Annotated in this window: 19 protein-coding genes; 14 read left to right on the forward strand and 5 right to left on the reverse strand. The window is 53.1% G+C overall.

The window, feature by feature from the left end; genetic code table 11:
- The 11 genes from QMK50_RS27055 to QMK50_RS27105 all read left to right on the forward strand — a co-directional run.
- Nucleotides 1-193: plasmid replication protein RepB (locus tag QMK50_RS27055; RefSeq protein ID WP_320334563.1), on the forward strand; the 193-nt coding region annotated here is incomplete at its 5' end.
- Between the two features lie 185 nt (nucleotides 194-378).
- A complete protein-coding gene (locus QMK50_RS27060; protein ID WP_413787333.1) occupies nucleotides 379-1755 on the forward strand; it encodes a replication initiation protein in 1377 nt (458 codons plus the stop codon).
- A gap of 787 nt (nucleotides 1756-2542) precedes the next feature.
- The gene (locus tag QMK50_RS27065; RefSeq protein ID WP_320334564.1) at nucleotides 2543-3232 is read left to right on the forward strand and encodes a ParA family protein; all 690 of its coding nucleotides are present in this window, start codon (nucleotides 2543-2545) and stop codon (nucleotides 3230-3232) included.
- A complete protein-coding gene (locus tag QMK50_RS27070; protein WP_320334565.1) occupies nucleotides 3229-3594 on the forward strand; it encodes a stability/partitioning determinant in 366 nt (121 codons plus the stop codon). Before QMK50_RS27065 ends, QMK50_RS27070 begins: the two co-directional genes overlap by 4 nt.
- A 623-nt stretch (nucleotides 3595-4217) precedes the next feature.
- Nucleotides 4218-4685, forward strand: a complete 468-nt coding sequence (locus tag QMK50_RS27075) for a TrfB-related DNA-binding protein (protein WP_320334566.1) — start codon at nucleotides 4218-4220, stop codon at nucleotides 4683-4685.
- Nucleotides 4686-4785: 100 nt separating this feature from the next.
- Complete coding sequence (locus QMK50_RS27080; protein ID WP_320334567.1) at nucleotides 4786-5058, forward strand: hypothetical protein; 273 nt, start codon at nucleotides 4786-4788, stop codon at nucleotides 5056-5058.
- Between the two features lie 1436 nt (nucleotides 5059-6494).
- Nucleotides 6495-6956 (forward strand): hypothetical protein, encoded by a 462-nt coding sequence (locus QMK50_RS27085; RefSeq protein ID WP_320334568.1) that lies wholly within the window; start codon nucleotides 6495-6497, stop codon nucleotides 6954-6956.
- A gap of 198 nt (nucleotides 6957-7154) precedes the next feature.
- Nucleotides 7155-7334: a hypothetical protein gene (locus tag QMK50_RS27090; protein ID WP_320334569.1), complete on the forward strand. Its 180-nt coding sequence runs from the start codon at nucleotides 7155-7157 to the stop codon at nucleotides 7332-7334.
- A 54-nt stretch (nucleotides 7335-7388) separates the two neighbouring features.
- Complete coding sequence (locus QMK50_RS27095; RefSeq protein ID WP_320334570.1) at nucleotides 7389-8186, forward strand: DUF3560 domain-containing protein; 798 nt, start codon at nucleotides 7389-7391, stop codon at nucleotides 8184-8186.
- Nucleotides 8187-8238: 52 nt separating this feature from the next.
- On the forward strand, nucleotides 8239-8430 hold the full coding sequence (locus QMK50_RS27100) for a hypothetical protein (RefSeq protein WP_320334571.1): 192 nt from the start codon (nucleotides 8239-8241) through the stop codon (nucleotides 8428-8430).
- Nucleotides 8431-8995: 565 nt separating this feature from the next.
- A complete protein-coding gene (locus tag QMK50_RS27105; RefSeq protein WP_320334572.1) occupies nucleotides 8996-9307 on the forward strand; it encodes a helix-turn-helix transcriptional regulator in 312 nt (103 codons plus the stop codon).
- A gap of 50 nt (nucleotides 9308-9357) precedes the next feature.
- Here QMK50_RS27105 and QMK50_RS27110 read toward each other — a convergent pair whose 3' ends face one another.
- On the reverse strand, nucleotides 9358-9747 hold the full coding sequence (locus QMK50_RS27110) for a type II toxin-antitoxin system RelE/ParE family toxin (protein WP_320334573.1): 390 nt from the start codon (nucleotides 9745-9747) through the stop codon (nucleotides 9358-9360).
- 452 nt (nucleotides 9748-10199) lie between these two features.
- On the opposite strand from QMK50_RS27110, the gene QMK50_RS27115 reads away from it, so the two are divergent.
- The gene (locus QMK50_RS27115) at nucleotides 10200-10322 is read left to right on the forward strand and encodes a hypothetical protein (protein WP_320334574.1); all 123 of its coding nucleotides are present in this window, start codon (nucleotides 10200-10202) and stop codon (nucleotides 10320-10322) included.
- A gap of 180 nt (nucleotides 10323-10502) precedes the next feature.
- Here the strand turns inward: QMK50_RS27115 and QMK50_RS27120 are convergent, their stop codons facing one another.
- A complete protein-coding gene (locus QMK50_RS27120) occupies nucleotides 10503-11465 on the reverse strand; it encodes a tyrosine-type recombinase/integrase (protein ID WP_320334575.1) in 963 nt (320 codons plus the stop codon).
- Between the two features lie 354 nt (nucleotides 11466-11819).
- Here QMK50_RS27120 and QMK50_RS27125 point away from each other — a divergent pair, with 354 nt between their 5' ends.
- Complete coding sequence (locus QMK50_RS27125) at nucleotides 11820-12443, forward strand: hypothetical protein (protein ID WP_320334576.1); 624 nt, start codon at nucleotides 11820-11822, stop codon at nucleotides 12441-12443.
- A gap of 31 nt (nucleotides 12444-12474) precedes the next feature.
- Here the strand turns inward: QMK50_RS27125 and QMK50_RS27130 are convergent, their stop codons facing one another.
- From QMK50_RS27130 to QMK50_RS27140, 3 genes are all read right to left on the reverse strand, one after another.
- Nucleotides 12475-13146: an RES family NAD+ phosphorylase gene (locus tag QMK50_RS27130; protein WP_320334577.1), complete on the reverse strand. Its 672-nt coding sequence runs from the start codon at nucleotides 13144-13146 to the stop codon at nucleotides 12475-12477.
- A gap of 459 nt (nucleotides 13147-13605) precedes the next feature.
- Nucleotides 13606-14883, reverse strand: coding sequence for a translesion error-prone DNA polymerase V subunit UmuC (gene umuC, locus QMK50_RS27135; RefSeq protein ID WP_320334578.1), 1278 nt, complete (start codon nucleotides 14881-14883; stop codon nucleotides 13606-13608).
- Nucleotides 14876-15301: a S24 family peptidase gene (locus tag QMK50_RS27140; protein ID WP_320334579.1), complete on the reverse strand. Its 426-nt coding sequence runs from the start codon at nucleotides 15299-15301 to the stop codon at nucleotides 14876-14878. Before QMK50_RS27140 ends, umuC begins: the two co-directional genes overlap by 8 nt.
- A 143-nt stretch (nucleotides 15302-15444) precedes the next feature.
- Here QMK50_RS27140 and QMK50_RS27145 point away from each other — a divergent pair, with 143 nt between their 5' ends.
- Entirely contained in the window at nucleotides 15445-16080 is a 636-nt protein-coding gene (locus tag QMK50_RS27145) for an SOS response-associated peptidase (protein ID WP_320334580.1), read from the forward strand.
- Nucleotides 16081-16099 lie beyond the last annotated feature (19 nt).

Raw genomic sequence — 16099 nt, forward strand, 5'->3', positions numbered from 1 at the left:
CGTAGCCCCTGCTCCGATGCAAAGTGGGTGGGAACTGATCGTCGTTCGAACTGACGGCACGCTTGATTATATGACTGTCGCACGGTCGGATCGGCGCAAGGTCTACAAGAGCCTTGAGGCAATAACCCTCGATGCTAAACGAGTGGGATTTGACGAAGTGACAACTCAACTGGGGGCGCTTCACGTGGCATAGCCAAACCGCAGAAACCAAAAAGCCCGGCTGGTACCGGGCTTTTTGGAAAATTAGAACAGGCCTTTCTTTTCGACGGGACGGGCCTGCTCTACACCACAAACGTGAGCTGATTATGGCTGTCGCGGGGAACTCTTGCAAGTTCTGAAATGCGATTTCCATAAAGCTCACCGCTAGACGGCGGACATATGGATTTCGCAATATCAGCTACAGACAGCGGGTACTCACCTTCTTCGCGGTTTTTTGAGAACGACACGGCACTCGGCAGATTACTGTCAGAAGCCCCATACCTTTCGCGCTGTAGCGATAACAAAACCGCTGCCCGGGTTCGCCCCCGTGAGTACGCCATCCGCCATCCCTATATGCAGGTCAACCGGTACGGGATGGTGTCGTGGTTGATTTTCGACCTCGATCACTCAAATTCCCTGATTTGGGATGATGAGGGACTGCCGGCTCCCAACCTTGTCGTGCGCAACCGAACCAACGGTCATTCGCATCTTTACTACGCCATTCACACCGTCTGCACGACAGACAACGCGCGCTCGAAACCAATCAACTACATGAAGGCGATCTACGCGGCCTTCGCCGCCCGTCTCGTCGCTGACCCTGCGTATAGCGGCCCTGTTGCCAAGACTCCTGGGCACCCCTGGTGGGATACGGCCGAACTTCACAACCACGTTTACGAACTGGGTGATCTGGCCGACTACGTCGATCTTGCCGTGACACCTTGGCGCAGCGCTCCGAAGCTCGACGACGTTTCCCACTCACGACACTGCATCCTGTTTGAGCAGATGCGCTTCTTTGCGTACAGCATCGTGAACCAGCAGCGAGACACAGGCTCTTTCGGAGCCTTTATGCGCTTGCTGGAGGCTTTTGCGCATAACCACAACAGCTTCCATAAGCACGGATTCACTGAGAATTTACCGCTCTCATCGCTCAGGGCAACCATACGTTCGATCGCTCGATGGACATGGGACCGTTACCAGGGCGGGGGCAGCTGCCACCGTGGGGTTATGCAACTCGACAAGGATCTGCCCCTGGCTGAGCGCCAAAGCCTGGCTGCCAAGCGCACACATGAAGTCCGCAACAAAGCCACTGAGTCAAAGATACGTGCAGCCTGTGCGGAGCTCCGGGCTCGAGGTGAACGTCTTCGGCAGACGGCGATTGCACTGATTGCCAAAGTCTCCAGGCAGACGGTGGCCACATATGCCCACGTACTTAAAGAGCCCCTGAGAGCCGCGGTGACAGCACTGCGAGGCTCCGTCGCCGGCACGGATCTAGATGTTAAGCATGGTGTACATCAGATACCTGCGGCTCGGTCCGCTGCTCTTGATCTTTGTCTTAAAGGCAACAATCAAGCTTTTGATGGGGAGTGCGGTACTTCTGATCACCTTGTGTCTATTGCTCTAGGTATTGGTACCGGACTAATTCCCGCTGTTCAGGGGAGCTTCCTAGGTGCTTCTGTTGCTCAAGTCGGGTGTTCTGACTTCAGCCTATTTGGTGCTGATCCTGAGGCTATCCCCTCCCCTTCTTGGTTTTTAGATGTCCCTGAACCTGGTAAGTAGGGCTGGCTTGGGTCCGTTGTGGTCCAACACTGGGTATTCCGTTTGACGGGATAATGCGTGTGATTTTCGATATACAAGGCGCTCATGGTTGAAATCTGGGGCACCGCTGGGGGATTGGCTCGCCACATTTTGCGTACGGGCCTGATTATTTAGGCCATTGCGCCGAACGTGGTAACTCCCCTCACAGACATCTAGGAATCGAGTCTGGCTGCCCAGGTGGCTTGCTGACAGTAAGGTCGACAAATCACCTGTCCATTCCTAACTCCACGAACGGCAGATATTGAGATGACCATCTACGATGAAATGCGTGCTCAGCTCCAGGAACTAATAGATCTGATTGAACAGGATGTTCAGTACACCTCTGCTGTTGCACACGGTGTGTTTGTGCCCAACCAAGACACTGCGCAAGCGCACCAACAGCGCACTACTCGCATTGTCGAACTTAAGCGCATGTATGGGCTTCGGTGAGCCCTCAATGACCCTGGGAGTAACGCCCAGGAGGTTACAGGTCGCGATCAGCCGCTCCCCTGGCATACTTGAGATACCAAAGGATATCATTTAGATATCGCTGCTTTATCTGCGTTACGCGATATCATAAAGATATCCAATGCGGATGATATCCTTTAGATACCTGAAATTCGTGCCGGCTATCTTTATGCTTTCTTTGGGATACCTTTGGATATCTTCAAGATACCATAAGATACCTGTTGAGTTTCTTTTTGATAGGCGTATTATCCGTGGATATCTTTTGATATCTATGGATATCATTTTTTGACGGAGAGACGGGATGCCGACGACCGCTTTTATAAGCCCAAAAGGGGGGGTGGGTAAGACTACTTCCGCATTGACCCTCGGCACACAGCTTGCCGCCAACGGCGCCAAGGTAACGATTATCGATGCGGACCCTAACTACCCTATTAAAAAGTGGGCAGCGGGTGGGCATTGCCCGGACAACCTCCGGGTGATTTCGGATGTCACAGAGAACAATATTGCAACCAAGATCCGTGAAGCAGCGTCACTTGATCCGTTTGTGATCGTCGATCTTGAAGGCACCGCCGCTAAGATCGTCGTCCTTGCATTGCAAGAGGCTGATTATGTGATAGTCCCAATGCAAGGTTCTTTGCTGGATGCCGAGCAGGCGGGTAGGGCGGTTGCGCTGATTCACGATCAAGAGCTGGCTGTGAAACGACATAAGCCGGACTACAAACTGCCTTATTCGATCCTGCTAACGCGAACCCCTCCGGCCTATCAGACGCGCAATATGGCTAGTCTGCGTAAAAGCCTTGAAGACAAAAATATTCCAGTGTTTGAGACTGTACTCACTGAGCGTGAAGCTTTCCGATCGATGTTTTTCTTCCAGAAACCATTGGAAACCTTGAGCGCTTCGGAAGCGCCTGGAATTGCTAAGGCGATAGCTAATGCCAGTGCATTCGCAGCAGAATTAATCACCAAGCTATCTGCTGGAGACAAGCAATGAGTGACGGGGATACTAGAGTCGATCCGTTTGCTAGCTTGGGTCAGTTCAAAGCCAAGCCCAAGGTATCGGAATCCGAACAAAATTTAGTGCAGGAGGATATCGAAAAGATATCAAAAGATAACGGATTTCCTTCGAGAGAGCCCCAGCCAGCCGAAGAAAAACCAGCTAAACGCGCACGGCGTAAGTTTGCAGAGCCTCGAGTCCAGCTAAATATCAAGGCCACACAAGAAGGTTATGACCGCTTCTACGAAATGGCGAACGAGCGTGGGATTCGACTTGGCGATCTACTAGACCAGGCTTTGGATGCCCTAGTGTTTGTTGAGAAAAAACGGAAAGCGAAACACGACTCAGGTGAAGCATGAGTCAGAGCTGATGGCCAAATTTGAGGACCGTCTTAATGCAGCTCAAGCAGACCGAATCAGGTGAAAGGGTAGGGGGCTGAGCTGGCTAACCTCAGGCAAGAAAATCCCGTGCAGAGGAATGACAATCCAGAACCACTTGCTGCTGTAAATCGCAGGCATAAAAAAGGTCGAGAGCCCGGCAAGGCTTTCGACCTGGTGCTTCCATAACCCTTGCAGGAGTTTAGGAGAATAGCGGGGTCATGATACAGCTCCCGAAGACTATGCAGCAAGAAGCTATATTGTGTTTACTAGTGTTTTCATTTTATTTCGTGATTGATATGCTGAAGGCTCACCGGGAAAGCGCCGGCAACCGTGCGGCTAGCCTTGCAGGATGTAAATTATGACCGTTAACTGTGAAACAGTTTGAGATCGGAACCCACCTTAGTTGCCCCTCCCTTATGTCGTGAGCGTGGCAACCTGGACACGGTCAGCGTGCCAGGCACGTCCGACAGGCTGCACCAACTTATCCGGCGAACCCTGTATCGCACACGCGGCTAAAGCTGCCCACGGTGCCTGCTAGGGTAAGCCCCATTTGGGGGCTTTGGCTCTGGTATCTAAACTTACGCAATAGCCTGGGAACCACCATGACCGAAACGAGCAGCAACGAGGACAAGCTGGTAAATATGGCAGCCAAGATCAAAGAAGCCTTTGAGCCGGCTGAAATTGCACAGCTTGTTCGTCTCATCGGCCCAACGCCCAGTACAGGGGAAATGAGCCCTGAGGAATTCGAACGTTTGATGACCGAGCTGCAGGCTAAAAGCACCCGCCGCGGCTTCAGTGATAAGTCTATTCAGGCAGCTCGGCTGGTGCTGGTTATGGGCGCCAGTATCCCTGAGGCGGCAGCGGACACCAATCTAACGCGGCAGGCTGTAAATCAGTTGATGCAACGTATCCGGCGGCGCATGGAGTCTTTGCCTGATGGCTGGGTCCGTGTTACAGATTGGTTCCCGGTAGAAGTAGCTAAACAGCTTGAGGATATCGCGGAAACGCTGAAGGCAGCCCACGGTGCAGGTGACGTGCTGGACGGCCAAACTTTCAAAATTTGCATTTAACTTGGGTTCAATCCGTACCGCATAAGCAACAGCAGATGTGGGGTCGAGGACGTAGAAGGACGCCCTATTTCGCATTCACGAAACTCAACGGAAAAGTATCATGGACTATATGGGACCCATCGACGTGACACTGATCTACAGCGCCCCCGGCCGCGAAATGCAAAACACCCACCCTGATGTCACTGCTAGCCTGTTTTACAACGCGCCGCAACGCACCTGGTCAGTGATGATAGACCATCCGGTCAATCTTATCGGCAACGGGCTGATCCGTGCAGAGGTGATCCTGTCCGATGGCCGCCGGCTCGCCGGCGCCGTGCGCTACCCGTCCGCCCTGGGCAATGCCTTCGAACTGGTCGAGGATGGCCAGCCGTGATTGCAATCAGGACAGAGCTAGAGAAGGTGGCCCTTGCGTGCCGAGTTGGGCTCATTAGCCTCGTGGATGCAAAGGGCTCAACCTTTAACGGGTTTCCCTCAGGCGCGTGCGGGGTCGCTTCCGATATCGTGGGTCGAGTAGTTTGGGAAACTCTTCAATATGAAGGGGAGTACGTCTGTGGTAAACGTCACCCGAAGCTGGAAGGCGGAGCGACCCACGCTTGGTTTGAGGTCGGTGATTTTATCATCGATATCACATACGACCAGTTTCAAGCTACTGGGCTATTCGGCTGGGTATTCGACCGAAACGATGGATGGCATGCTCTGTTCCGTTCCCAGGATCGACGTCAGGGTTTTTGCATGCCCTCCGGGTGGCCTGCATACCCGTGGGATGGTTACAAGGCCGCCCGCGAAGAGGCCAAAAAAGTAGGCCTGATCAGTAAGCCGGATTAAGAATCACGATGAACAATACTGAAAAATGGGTTATCCAGAACTCCCATGAGCAACTGCTTAAGAGCTTTGAGATTGACCCTGAAAAGATGCGTATCAACTGGTATCTACCGAATCAAAAGCGAAGGTTCTGTTAATGGCTCTTGTGTCCCAGATTCCGACACAATTTGCTGGGGCAAAAATCGTGAGACAGGCCCAGGCCCTTCGCACGATTAGCACCTTCAGCCGCTAAGGGAAAAGAACCAATAAGCAAGATTAAACGAGGGTACGTGGCCGCGCAGTAATCCGGGAAAAAACTACTGCCGTAAAACGGTAGTCTAAGAGAGAAATGGCCACTCGGCTTGCTTGAGTGGTTTTTTGCCCGGGCGATTCCCCTGGCCCCAGCCTGGACGTGTTCGGCTTTGCCGAAACGGCTCTTGTGAACCAAGCCCCGGCCAGAAGCACGCCAGGTCTTGGCCCTTCGGGCTTCGAACCTCACGCCTCCGGCCGTCCCGGCCTGCGCGCTCCGCTTGCCACCTTGCGCGCCGAACTGGCGATCGAAGGTTTCAGGTGGCCACGTCCAGCCCTCAACCTACCGCATTCTCCGGCTTATGCGGCCAAGGGGCTTTCGCGGCATATCCTCACTCGCTACGCTCTCTGTGGTATTCCACGTCCCCTTGACCGCGCCGGAGAGTGCGTCAGGCCGGGCCGACCGCGACCCCCCGAAACCGTCTGGCATCACCAGGAGAGAATCCAAGCGCTGCAGGCGAAGGATAGGAAGCGGCCTCCCGGCCGAGCTGAAAAGCGTTTATTGACCGCTCTCCACCCTCGCCATCCAGCATCGCGCCAAAGCGCTGGAGTCAATTCGAGTGGAGTTTAGTGGAATTGGTTTTAGTGTTTACTAGTGTTTACGTTTGAGTTATAATAACTGCATCGACGCCACAGTGGGTCGACGCCCGAAACGAGCGGCGGCAACCGCTCCGGGCCAATCTTGCAGGAGTTCACACGATGGAAATGGAAAACGTATTCTATGTACCTGGTCAACGCTGGGTGATCGACTTCGCCATTGTGCTCGCCGATGGCGCCACCGTGACACAGCAACAGGGCCACACGTTGGAGGAAGTTCAAGCCCGCTGCCCCGGCGCGATCCTGACGACCTATCAGGAAGCCGTCGAGCAGATCGAAACCTGTTGTAAGACCGTGCCGCGCCAGATCGACGCAGATCACTTCGACTATGCGCTAAACGTCCTGCCGCCCATGCGGTGGGTGAGCGGCGGCGATACCGAATCATTCTTGATGAGCGAGCGTACAATTGGCCGTGTTACAGGGATTTATGCCCGTATCGGGAACACCTATTGGACGTTTGAGGACGTTTGCACCCTACTGCACGCCGAGATTATCGCCAAGGTACGTAAGGCTCAGGAAAGCCAACGGGATGCAGCTGTGACCGAGATTGTAGCCAGTGACTAAGGAGAGCTGCACGAAGTCGTAAACCGTTTTCCAGAGAGGCCCGCCGAGCGCGGGTTTTTCTTTGTGTTTTATTAGTGTTTACAAGTGTTGACGTTATACATGTAAAAGTGGATAATACATACATCGGCACCGCATTGGAGCCGATGCCCGAAACGAGCGGCGGCAACCGCTCCGGGTCAACCTTGCAGGAGATACACCATGAAAAACCAAGCTTCTAAAACACCTCGTTCTAACTCCCTTGTGAATGTTGATTTCTCCGTGCTGGAGAGCGTGCCGGCCTATGTGCGCAAAGGCGTAGTGGTCACTGAAAACGGTCAGGTAATCACCGCCAATCGCCCAGCGACAGGCGCCGTTACCCATACCGTTCTCGCCGCTTAATCAATCCAACAGGAGCCCGGCCCGCCGGGCTCCACCCTCACAAGGAACGAGAAAATGAACGACTACGAACGGAAGCAAGCTGACCGCCGCGACCGCTACGAGGATCGCGCCGTAAAAGCCGCGACCCAATCCGACGCCCTGTATTCCGCAGCCCGCAAGCGCGGCGAGGCTATCCCTTTCGGTCAACCTATTCTGATCGGGCACCACAGCGAACGCCGCGACCGCAACTTTCGCGCTGGTATCAACCGCATGCACGAAAAGTCTTTCGAGTTGAGCGACAAGGCCAAGTATTACGAGCAGAAGGCCGCGAGCGTAGGTACTGGCGGCATTTCCAGCGACGACCCGGACGCGCTTGTAAAGCTGCGCGCCGAGCTGGCCGAGTGTGAAGCCAACCAAGACCGGATGAAGGCTGCGAACAAGGCAATTCGAACCGGTAAGACTCCAGACAAACAAGTCCCGGCCCTTGTGACGTTGGGCTTCAGCGAAGCGGATGCGCAAAGCCTCATCAAAGGCGATTTTTGCGGCCGTGTGGGGTTCGCGGGCTACCAGCTCAGCAACAACAACGCCAATATGACCCGAATCAAAAAACGAATCCAGGAACTGGAAGTCCGCCGCAGCCGGGAGGCGGTCGAAGTCGAAACCGAGGGTTACAAGTACCGCGAAGACGTTGAAGAAAACCGCGTTATGTTCGTGTTCGACGGCAAGCCCGCGCCAGAAATACGCGACTTGCTCAAACGTAACGCCTTCAAATGGTCGCCCAGCCGTGGCGCGTGGGTTCGCCACCTGACCGGCTCCGGCATTTACGCTGGGCAGGTAGTACGCGAAGGGCTTGCAAAGCTCCAAGCTGAATAAAGCCAAGGCCGGGGCTTGTGCTCCGGCCGTCCCACCGAAGGGAGTACGGCCGATGGAAACCGAACTGACCGCAACACAGCGCGAAGCGTTGGTACGTTTCAAGAGCAAGAAGGGCCGCTGCTGGAAATCGTGCCTTATGACAATGTGGAGCAGGGGCCAAGACGACCGCGCCGAGGACGGGGCTTTGTTGCGTCAGGTGCGCAACTCCCTGGGCGTTGGGGGCCTGGCAAAGGTGAAAATTTGAGCCTCACTGCAACGGATGGCTGACGCGCTTTTTACCTTGCGCGGTGCCGGTCCCTCAGCATTCCAAATTGCGAGAGTACCTTGGCTGCGCACCAGGTCGAGACAATGCTTGAACCAAAGGGTCTCACAATAGGCCCGCCAGGCGGCGCGCGATTCGGCGTCTGCTAGGGTTCAAAAGGGGGCAAAGGTTTGGCCACGCGGCACCTGAATAACTGTGTATGCGTACAGGTTTACTATAGCTTTTCTCACTGTCCGGGTGGGTATCGATTGTCATAAATGCTTTGCCCGGGCGCTGGCCGGTCCACAAAAAGCACCTGCACCATTTAATTCAATGTTGATTTATAAGGGTTTTTTGGTTTTGCGCGCTAAAGCGGCGCGCATTCTAGCGGCCGTCGGTCGACAAAATCAAATGGTTTTACTTGCAAATGCTTGCACAATTTATCAGAACTGATAATCTCCGCATAACCCGACATCGTAAATAATGATTATCCACAAATTATTCGATTGAATTTGCATATCAATTACTCAAGAGACATAACCTCCCCTTATGTTGGAGGACTACCGAAATGAGCCAAAATATATTTGAGCTGTTCACGGCTGATCCCGTGGAATACAACATGAAGCATCTAAAAGTTCAGCTGTTCGCGGCGCTGACAAAACTGATACGTGAAAAACGGTGGACCCAAACCGAGGCCGCCCAGGAACTCAACGTCAGTCCGCCAAGAATGAGTAACCTGTTCAAAGGTCACTTAGAAAAATTCTCCATCGACGCGCTGATCGAGATGCTGGTACGCATCGGCTATAAGCTGGATGTGGATTTCGATCCCGAAAATCGGCAGCAACCGCTGACGATGAACGTAAAAAAGGCGACGCTGTGAAGCGTCGCCTTCTGGATAGATTGCCCTGCCGCGCTCTATTTTCCCGCCTGTTACTCATCGCCTGCTTTGATCGCCGCTATCAAAGCCTTTAGCCGTTGCTCAACGGTTGACATCAAATGCCTGTCTACACCGTTCGTTGTTTTCTCTCCCACATACAACACGTAGATAACGCCTTTGACACCCGTGTAGTACACGCACCGCCATGCTGGCCGGCCGTTTTCCTTGAGTTCGTACACGTTGGGGCCCAGTGCTCGCAAAGGGTTCACGGTACAAGTTGCTTCCATGTTGTTGCTTAGGTTGGTCAAGCTGAGCACGAATCTTAGCTGCTCTCTTTCTGGTACTGCCGCCATTTCCTTGCCTGCCGCCTTTGCAGGGTAGAATTTGACGATGCGACGGTTATTACTTGCGGTGTCGGGGTTTTCGTTTTTGTGGTGTTGCATGAGATACCTCGTAGTTGTGGGAAGCTGGTCTATAGCTGGTCATTTTTTAAAATCCTTTCAGGGTTGGTTTAACTGGCACAATCGTTGGCTAAGGGCTAAAAATCGCCGGAATTAAGCGCCGTCGTCGTAGACGGTATTATGCCAGTGCGGCTACCTTATCAGAATTGATAAGGTTCACAAACTGTTTCTCTCTTGTTACGGTGTTTATTTAATTGACGTCAAATTAGTTGCTGAATGATTGCCCGCCCGCATCCTGGTTAAGGGATGGTCATGCGAATGGCCACGGCAAAAAATGGCCATTTCGATGCGTGCCCCAATCCGTCAGAGCGAGGTGGGACAGATCGTGGTGATCGACCAGATACAATTCCTTCGAGCTGTTGCGCCGGGTTTTGCTCCATCGGCAAGCTGTAAATGACCGGCCAACACAAGAGCCGGATTAGGAGCAAAAAAGCATGACCGAGGACCTGATTTTTCTAAAAGCGGCCGCCTGCCTGACTCTGGCATTTTTGGTGTTTATGACCTGGCGAGCCTGCCGTAACGAACCGGAGGCTTGGCCACCTGGCGGCGACTACTAACCCCGAGCCCAAGCCGGGTGCATAAGGAAACCCCAGCGGATTCGGTGGGGGTTTTGTGTTACCAGTGGTGATGGGCAACGACCACAGCAACCGCTAGGCCGGCCACTGCAATGACCAAACTGAGGAGGGCGGTCAATGGAAGGCGCGCAACTATGAATGCTAACTCGCGACCCCCCTTCGTTAATACTTCACCTTATAAGTAGGTGAGTCCTCAGGCCTGTTCTCCCTTCGATCGTAGATCTTGGTCGTGCTGATGTTGGCATGACCGAGCCAGGACTGGACCTTGGCAATGTCGGCTTCATGCTCCAGGGCATTGGTAGCCGCCGTAGCCCTGAGTCCATGAACCCCCAGGCCGGCAACTTCAATACCTGCCTTCTTCGCATACGCCGAGACCACGGTATAGATTCCGTTGGCCGTGATGCCGGCACCCGTCAGCTTGCCGCGCAACGGGATGAATAGCGGAACCTTCCTGTCCGCCAAATGATGCCCTGAGCTTTCCAGGTACTGATAAATACGCCCGGCCGCCATTGGATGCAGAGGCAGGTAGCGCACCTTGCCGCCCTTGCCGTGGACCTTCAAATGCTGGATCCCACGGCGTTCCTGGATGTCGCTCACCTGCAGCAATGCCGCTTCTTCACGGCGCAGCCCGTGATAGAGAAGAACAGCCAATAGCGCCCGGTCCCGCTGCCCTTTAAGCGTTGTTTCATCCGGCGCGTCGAGCATCGCTTTCGCCTGATGATCGCCCAGTGCTGGCGTCTTACCTTCGTTGCTTTCAATCTTCGGTCGTTTCACTCCGTGCACGGGATTGCCGCCGGCGATGGCATTGCTTTCCAGGAGGTGATCAAAGAGGCTGGCCAGCGCGGCCAATTTGCGCCGGATCGTCGCTCCCGCGAGGCCCCGTTGTTCGAGCTGGGCCCGCCAGGCCAGAACATGTGATCGGGTGACCACGCGAAACTCATCCGCCGAAGCCAACCCGACAAACCCACAGAAGTCTTCCAGGTCATTTCGGTAGGCTCGTCGTGTACGGGGGTTGTCCAGGTTGGCAAACCACTCGACTGCTGCCGGAACCTGGGCCAGTGTCTGAAATTCGACCGAAGTGAGCCGACGCTGATCGTTCTGGTGGGCTTTCGTCAGTTCCTGCATATAGTTCTCATAATTGGCTCACTCGCGATCATCGGCCATAGTTCCAGCCGAAAAAGCAACGTGGAATGCGGCTGCGGTAGCTGAAAACGACAAGCGGTGATAATTGGTGATAACGTATTTTATCACCAATTATTCGCTAACGCCTTCAACCGTCCTAGAGACCCCTGTAAAGCAGGTTGACGATTGGATAAGTAGACGAGTGGACAGGTTGACAAGTTGACATGCGTGTCAACTCCCGTTAACCTGATCCTTACAGATACACCGCACACCAGAATCACCGCACATCAGCAAGACCGAAAGACCGAAAGACCGAAAGACTGTAATGGCAGAAAGAAAGTAAGGGCAGGAGGAAGCATGTCAGTAGCGATCCACGAGAGAACTCAGTTCACCGTCGAGGCGGCCAAGGCAGAATTGCGGAGGCGCTTTGAGATAAGACTCGATTCTGCTTCGGAATCCGTTGTGTTGAAGGCTGTGGCCCTCCCGGATGAAAAAGCCTTTACTGCAGTCTCCAAAGTGGACTCTGACAAGAAGCTAAGCATCGAAACGCGCAATCAAAAGGCCGTGGCTAATATGCGCGCACGTGCATTTGAACGGGTAAGCAGCCGGTGTGAATTGCTTACAGCCCAAGAAGCCCACGATATTCTGGGTATATCCAAACAAGCGTTAAGTCAAAAAACTAAAGCTGGTTTGGTGTTGGCATATACAAACACCAGTAATCGCCGGAAATACTATCCCTCGTTTCAATTTTCAGAGAATAAAACGAAGCCGGTGATTGCAAAATTGATCAATGAACTTAAGATTGATCCAGTTAATACAGAGGCTATGAATTTTCTGGTTCAGCATCTGGTTAGTAAAATGGACTTCTCAAGCCCAGGCGAGCCAGAAAATGTGCTACCTCGTTATGAGCTTCTAGATAACAGCGCTGCCGTTGAAATTATCAAGCGTGACTTTATAAACGCGTTTGAGCCGGGGCAGTGAACCGAGCCTCCAATTGGAGGCCCGGTTTTTATCACTCTAGGGCAACACCTAGGCTATCCAAAAACTCTACGGCTATATCCCCATTCGACAACACAACCTCTGTTACAGGTATATGGTCGATCGGTTCAACTTGGGTGCCACGTCCTGCGAAGAGAACAAGATTGCATCCATCCATTGAGCCGGTAACAGAGTAGACTGCAGACGGGTAGAGGATTCCATCAATCTTCATACCCAACTGCATGCACGCCCGGCTGAATTCCCGGGTTAGCGCATAGCCCTCTTTACCTTGTCCCTTAGCCTGAACGATATCCCGAAGCTTGTGGTGCGTCATACGGTTTGCCAGACCGGCTACGTCCACAACGTACAGAATACGAGCTGTCCTCAGCTGATGCAGTGAACTGCTCGCCAATGCGGAGAGGGTCACTGGTTGGTCGTCAACGCCTTGGCCGGCCTGAAAGGACTCGGCGAGCGCGACTTCCTTGCTGAAGCCCAAATACATAACCCCTACTTTTTTCTCTGAGTCAGAATAACGAGTATCTGAATCAGGATTATAGTAAACGGGGCTGTCATCGTGCTCGGAAGGTTGCTTACGGTGTAGTATCACACCCGCGGCTATTTCCCGTATCAACTCTGGATATTTGGCTAGCGTCGCTGCTGCTTGCTTAAGTACATCGTCTTTGTGCTGCTTTACCACTGTGGTCATATAAAAGTCTCCGGTAAATCATTTTCAGGCTCATGGCATATAATCCAAAGCATGTGGGTTTTGCCTCGCCACGACTGTGGGTTGGCAGCGTTGGGCCGAAGCCCGCGATGAATATATAAAAGAGCCTTGGGAAAAACCAGATTTTTCTCACATGAAAAATAATTTTTTGGCTGTTTTGTAGGCGTAAGGTTTTTTCTAAGTCAATCCAAATATTTGAAATTAAGATAGGCGTGGATAAGTGCGGAACTTTTGATACTTTTTTGTGATTCGTCTAAATGACGACCGAAAGACTGTTGCAGGCCTCAGAATCATTTAAAAAGTTGTTATGCTAAGTTTTTTCCGCGCGAAGCGAGCTCTTTCAGCTGCGAAAATTGGCTGCTTCAGCTTTGGTTGATACGGTTTCAATTACCCATAAAACAGGCAGCAGCGGAGGCAGTCAATGCCAACCCATCAGAGCTTTTACTGACAGCGAACGCGCCATAACTGATCCAGCCTGGTCGTGTAACTTTGGCTCATCAAGTTTCGTTGCATAGCCCATTCCGGAGTGCTTGGCACACTTGCCACCCGTAACGTGCCGCGGCCCCATCGGCCGTTGATGGCATCGAGTACCGACATCAGCTTGGTAGCCTCACCTGGTTGGGACCTGGAAAACAGATCTTCGGTGAACTCACCTGGTTTGCACAAATTCAGTAGCATCACTTCTGCTTTGCTGTATCGGTATCCTGGACGGAACACCTTCTCTACGGCCTCGGTCGCAGCCTTGGTAAGCACCCGCACGTCATCAGTAGGGTAGGGTAGGTCAACCACGACACCGTTGGCATAATGAGCTTCAGACGGATTAAACATGCCCGTGCGGATGCTGATGCGGATCTTCCTGCAGAGCGAATGTTGAGCGCGCAGTTTTTCCGAGGCTCGCATCATGTAAGTAGCTACGGCTTCTTTTATCGCTGGTAGCTCCGTCATGCGTTTGCCAAAAGCCCGGCTGCAACATATTTCCTGTTTAGGTGGGTCCGGCTCATCCAGTTCTAGGCATGAGGTGCCAGCCAGCTCTCTTGCCGTCTTCTCAATAACAACACTGAATTTTTTACGCAGTGTCCAGGGATCGGCCTTTGCCAGGTCCATTGCGGTTTTGATGCCCATCACATCTAGGTGAGCTTTCATCCGTCGGCCAACTCCCCAAACTTCTGACACATCAGTGTTGCGTAACACCCAGTCGCGCTTGAAGGTATCGCAGATGTCGACTACTCCCCCAGTTTGCGCTTGCAGTCTTTTGGCTGTGTGGTTGGCCAGCTTGGCTAGGGTTTTTGTGTGGGCAATGCCTACCCCAACTGGGATGCCGGTGCAGCGAAGAACTTGAGTCCGGATTTTGCGGCCAAGTACTTCCGGATCGGGCACGCCGCGCAGATCCGTGAAGGACTCATCGATGCTGTAGACCTCAACGGCGGGCACCATTGATTCAATTATGCTCATCACTCGCTGGCTCATATCACCGTACAGCGCGTAATTGGACGAGAAGGCTACGATGCCGTGACGGCGTAGCTTGTCTTTGATTTGGAAGTACGGCTCGCCCATTTTCACGAATGGTTTCGCATCGTAGCTACGCGCGATCACGCAACCATCGTTGTTACTGAGAACGACGATCGGGACCTTGGCCAAATCCGGGCGAAACACACGCTCGCAGCTCGCATAAAAACTGTTGCAATCAATCAAGCCGAATATCGGTGGCAATTCAGACATGACTTCGCACGCTGCTGGTAATGACCCCCCAAATAGCCAGATCGTCACCTTCCAGAACGTAGCGCGGTGGGTATTTTGGGTTTTCCGAGAGCAGGATTACTTCTCGACCGCGCACGCATAGGCGCTTACAGACAGGCTCATTGTTGAGTAAGGCCACCACAATGTGACCATGGACTGGCTCAATCGAGCGATCCACCACTGCAAGGTCGCCGTCGAAGATGCCGGCCCCTTGCATGCTGTCGCCACTGATCGAGGCCAGGTACACATGAGGGGCCCGGATGTTTAGTACTTCATCCAGGGAGATTTGCTGCTCGATATGATCAGCCGCCGGCGACGGAAACCCTGCGGGGATCCGAAACGAACAAAGCGGCAGCGGAACACCGCCTATGGCTACTCGGCCTAAGATGAAATAGCTCATGACGCACGCTTTCCGTATACTGTACAAATATACAGTTAACTTTGTTAGCTTGTTGCGGTCAATTTTTTTGTAGATGAAACAGATAGGCGGGTTACGCGCTAGAGCAGCGCCGCGGTGACTTGACGACTGATGGAGAGCGTTGAATGTGCAGTCATTATGAAGCTCCAACTGCAGAGCAGCTTGGCTTGGCGTTCACCACAGAGCCTTTTGTGCAGGGCAGGTTGGACCTTTGGCCTGGTTACATCGGTCCTTTTATCCGCCGGGCAAATGAAGCTAACGACGAGGGTGAATTTGTCCCTCGCGTAGAAGTTTTACAGGGCTCCTTCGGCCTGATTCCTGGATGGAGCAAGGACACAAAAATTGCACGGCGCACGTATAACGCTAGGTCAGAAACAGCTGCTGAAAAACCATCATTTCGCAATGCCTGGAAACACGCTCAGCATTGCATTATCCCTGCTGCAGCGATCTTCGAACCCGACTGGCGTAGCGGCAAAGCCATTGCAACCCGAATCAGTCGAACTGATGGTGAACCTATGGGGATCGCGGGACTATGGGAGAGCTGGAAGAATGCATCCGGAGACATACTTTTCAGTTATTCGATGTTGACGATCAACGCGGATGATCATGCTTTTATGAGGAATTACCATCGAGCAGAGGATGAGAAACGAATGGTCGTGATTCTGCCGAAGGGGCTATATCACGATTGGTTGAGCGCACCTGCAGAGGAGAGCATGAAATTTATGCGTCAGTACCCTGCCGATCGACTGACCGCGCACTAAAACAATCTGTTCGCGCACC

Source organism: Pseudomonas sp. P5_152, from assembly GCF_033989915.1.
Taxonomy (GTDB): Bacteria; Pseudomonadota; Gammaproteobacteria; order Pseudomonadales; family Pseudomonadaceae; genus Aquipseudomonas.

Coding starts and splice junctions, on each gene's coding strand:
- QMK50_RS27105 (WP_320334572.1), top strand. CDS start 8,996: ATGAGCCAAAATATATTTGAGCTGTTCACGGCTGATCCCGTGGAATAC.
- QMK50_RS27125 (WP_320334576.1), top strand. CDS start 11,820: ATGTCAGTAGCGATCCACGAGAGAACTCAGTTCACCGTCGAGGCGGCC.
- QMK50_RS27085 (WP_320334568.1), top strand. CDS start 6,495: ATGGAAATGGAAAACGTATTCTATGTACCTGGTCAACGCTGGGTGATC.
- QMK50_RS27070 (WP_320334565.1), top strand. CDS start 3,229: ATGAGTGACGGGGATACTAGAGTCGATCCGTTTGCTAGCTTGGGTCAG.
- QMK50_RS27095 (WP_320334570.1), top strand. CDS start 7,389: ATGAACGACTACGAACGGAAGCAAGCTGACCGCCGCGACCGCTACGAG.
- umuC (WP_320334578.1), bottom strand. CDS start 14,883: ATGTCTGAATTGCCACCGATATTCGGCTTGATTGATTGCAACAGTTTT.
- QMK50_RS27110 (WP_320334573.1), bottom strand. CDS start 9,747: ATGCAACACCACAAAAACGAAAACCCCGACACCGCAAGTAATAACCGT.
- QMK50_RS27090 (WP_320334569.1), top strand. CDS start 7,155: ATGAAAAACCAAGCTTCTAAAACACCTCGTTCTAACTCCCTTGTGAAT.
- QMK50_RS27145 (WP_320334580.1), top strand. CDS start 15,445: ATGTGCAGTCATTATGAAGCTCCAACTGCAGAGCAGCTTGGCTTGGCG.
- QMK50_RS27115 (WP_320334574.1), top strand. CDS start 10,200: ATGACCGAGGACCTGATTTTTCTAAAAGCGGCCGCCTGCCTGACTCTG.
- QMK50_RS27120 (WP_320334575.1), bottom strand. CDS start 11,465: ATGCAGGAACTGACGAAAGCCCACCAGAACGATCAGCGTCGGCTCACT.
- QMK50_RS27075 (WP_320334566.1), top strand. CDS start 4,218: ATGACCGAAACGAGCAGCAACGAGGACAAGCTGGTAAATATGGCAGCC.
- QMK50_RS27140 (WP_320334579.1), bottom strand. CDS start 15,301: ATGAGCTATTTCATCTTAGGCCGAGTAGCCATAGGCGGTGTTCCGCTG.
- QMK50_RS27060 (WP_413787333.1), top strand. CDS start 379: ATGGATTTCGCAATATCAGCTACAGACAGCGGGTACTCACCTTCTTCG.
- QMK50_RS27130 (WP_320334577.1), bottom strand. CDS start 13,146: ATGACCACAGTGGTAAAGCAGCACAAAGACGATGTACTTAAGCAAGCA.
- QMK50_RS27065 (WP_320334564.1), top strand. CDS start 2,543: ATGCCGACGACCGCTTTTATAAGCCCAAAAGGGGGGGTGGGTAAGACT.
- QMK50_RS27080 (WP_320334567.1), top strand. CDS start 4,786: ATGGACTATATGGGACCCATCGACGTGACACTGATCTACAGCGCCCCC.
- QMK50_RS27100 (WP_320334571.1), top strand. CDS start 8,239: ATGGAAACCGAACTGACCGCAACACAGCGCGAAGCGTTGGTACGTTTC.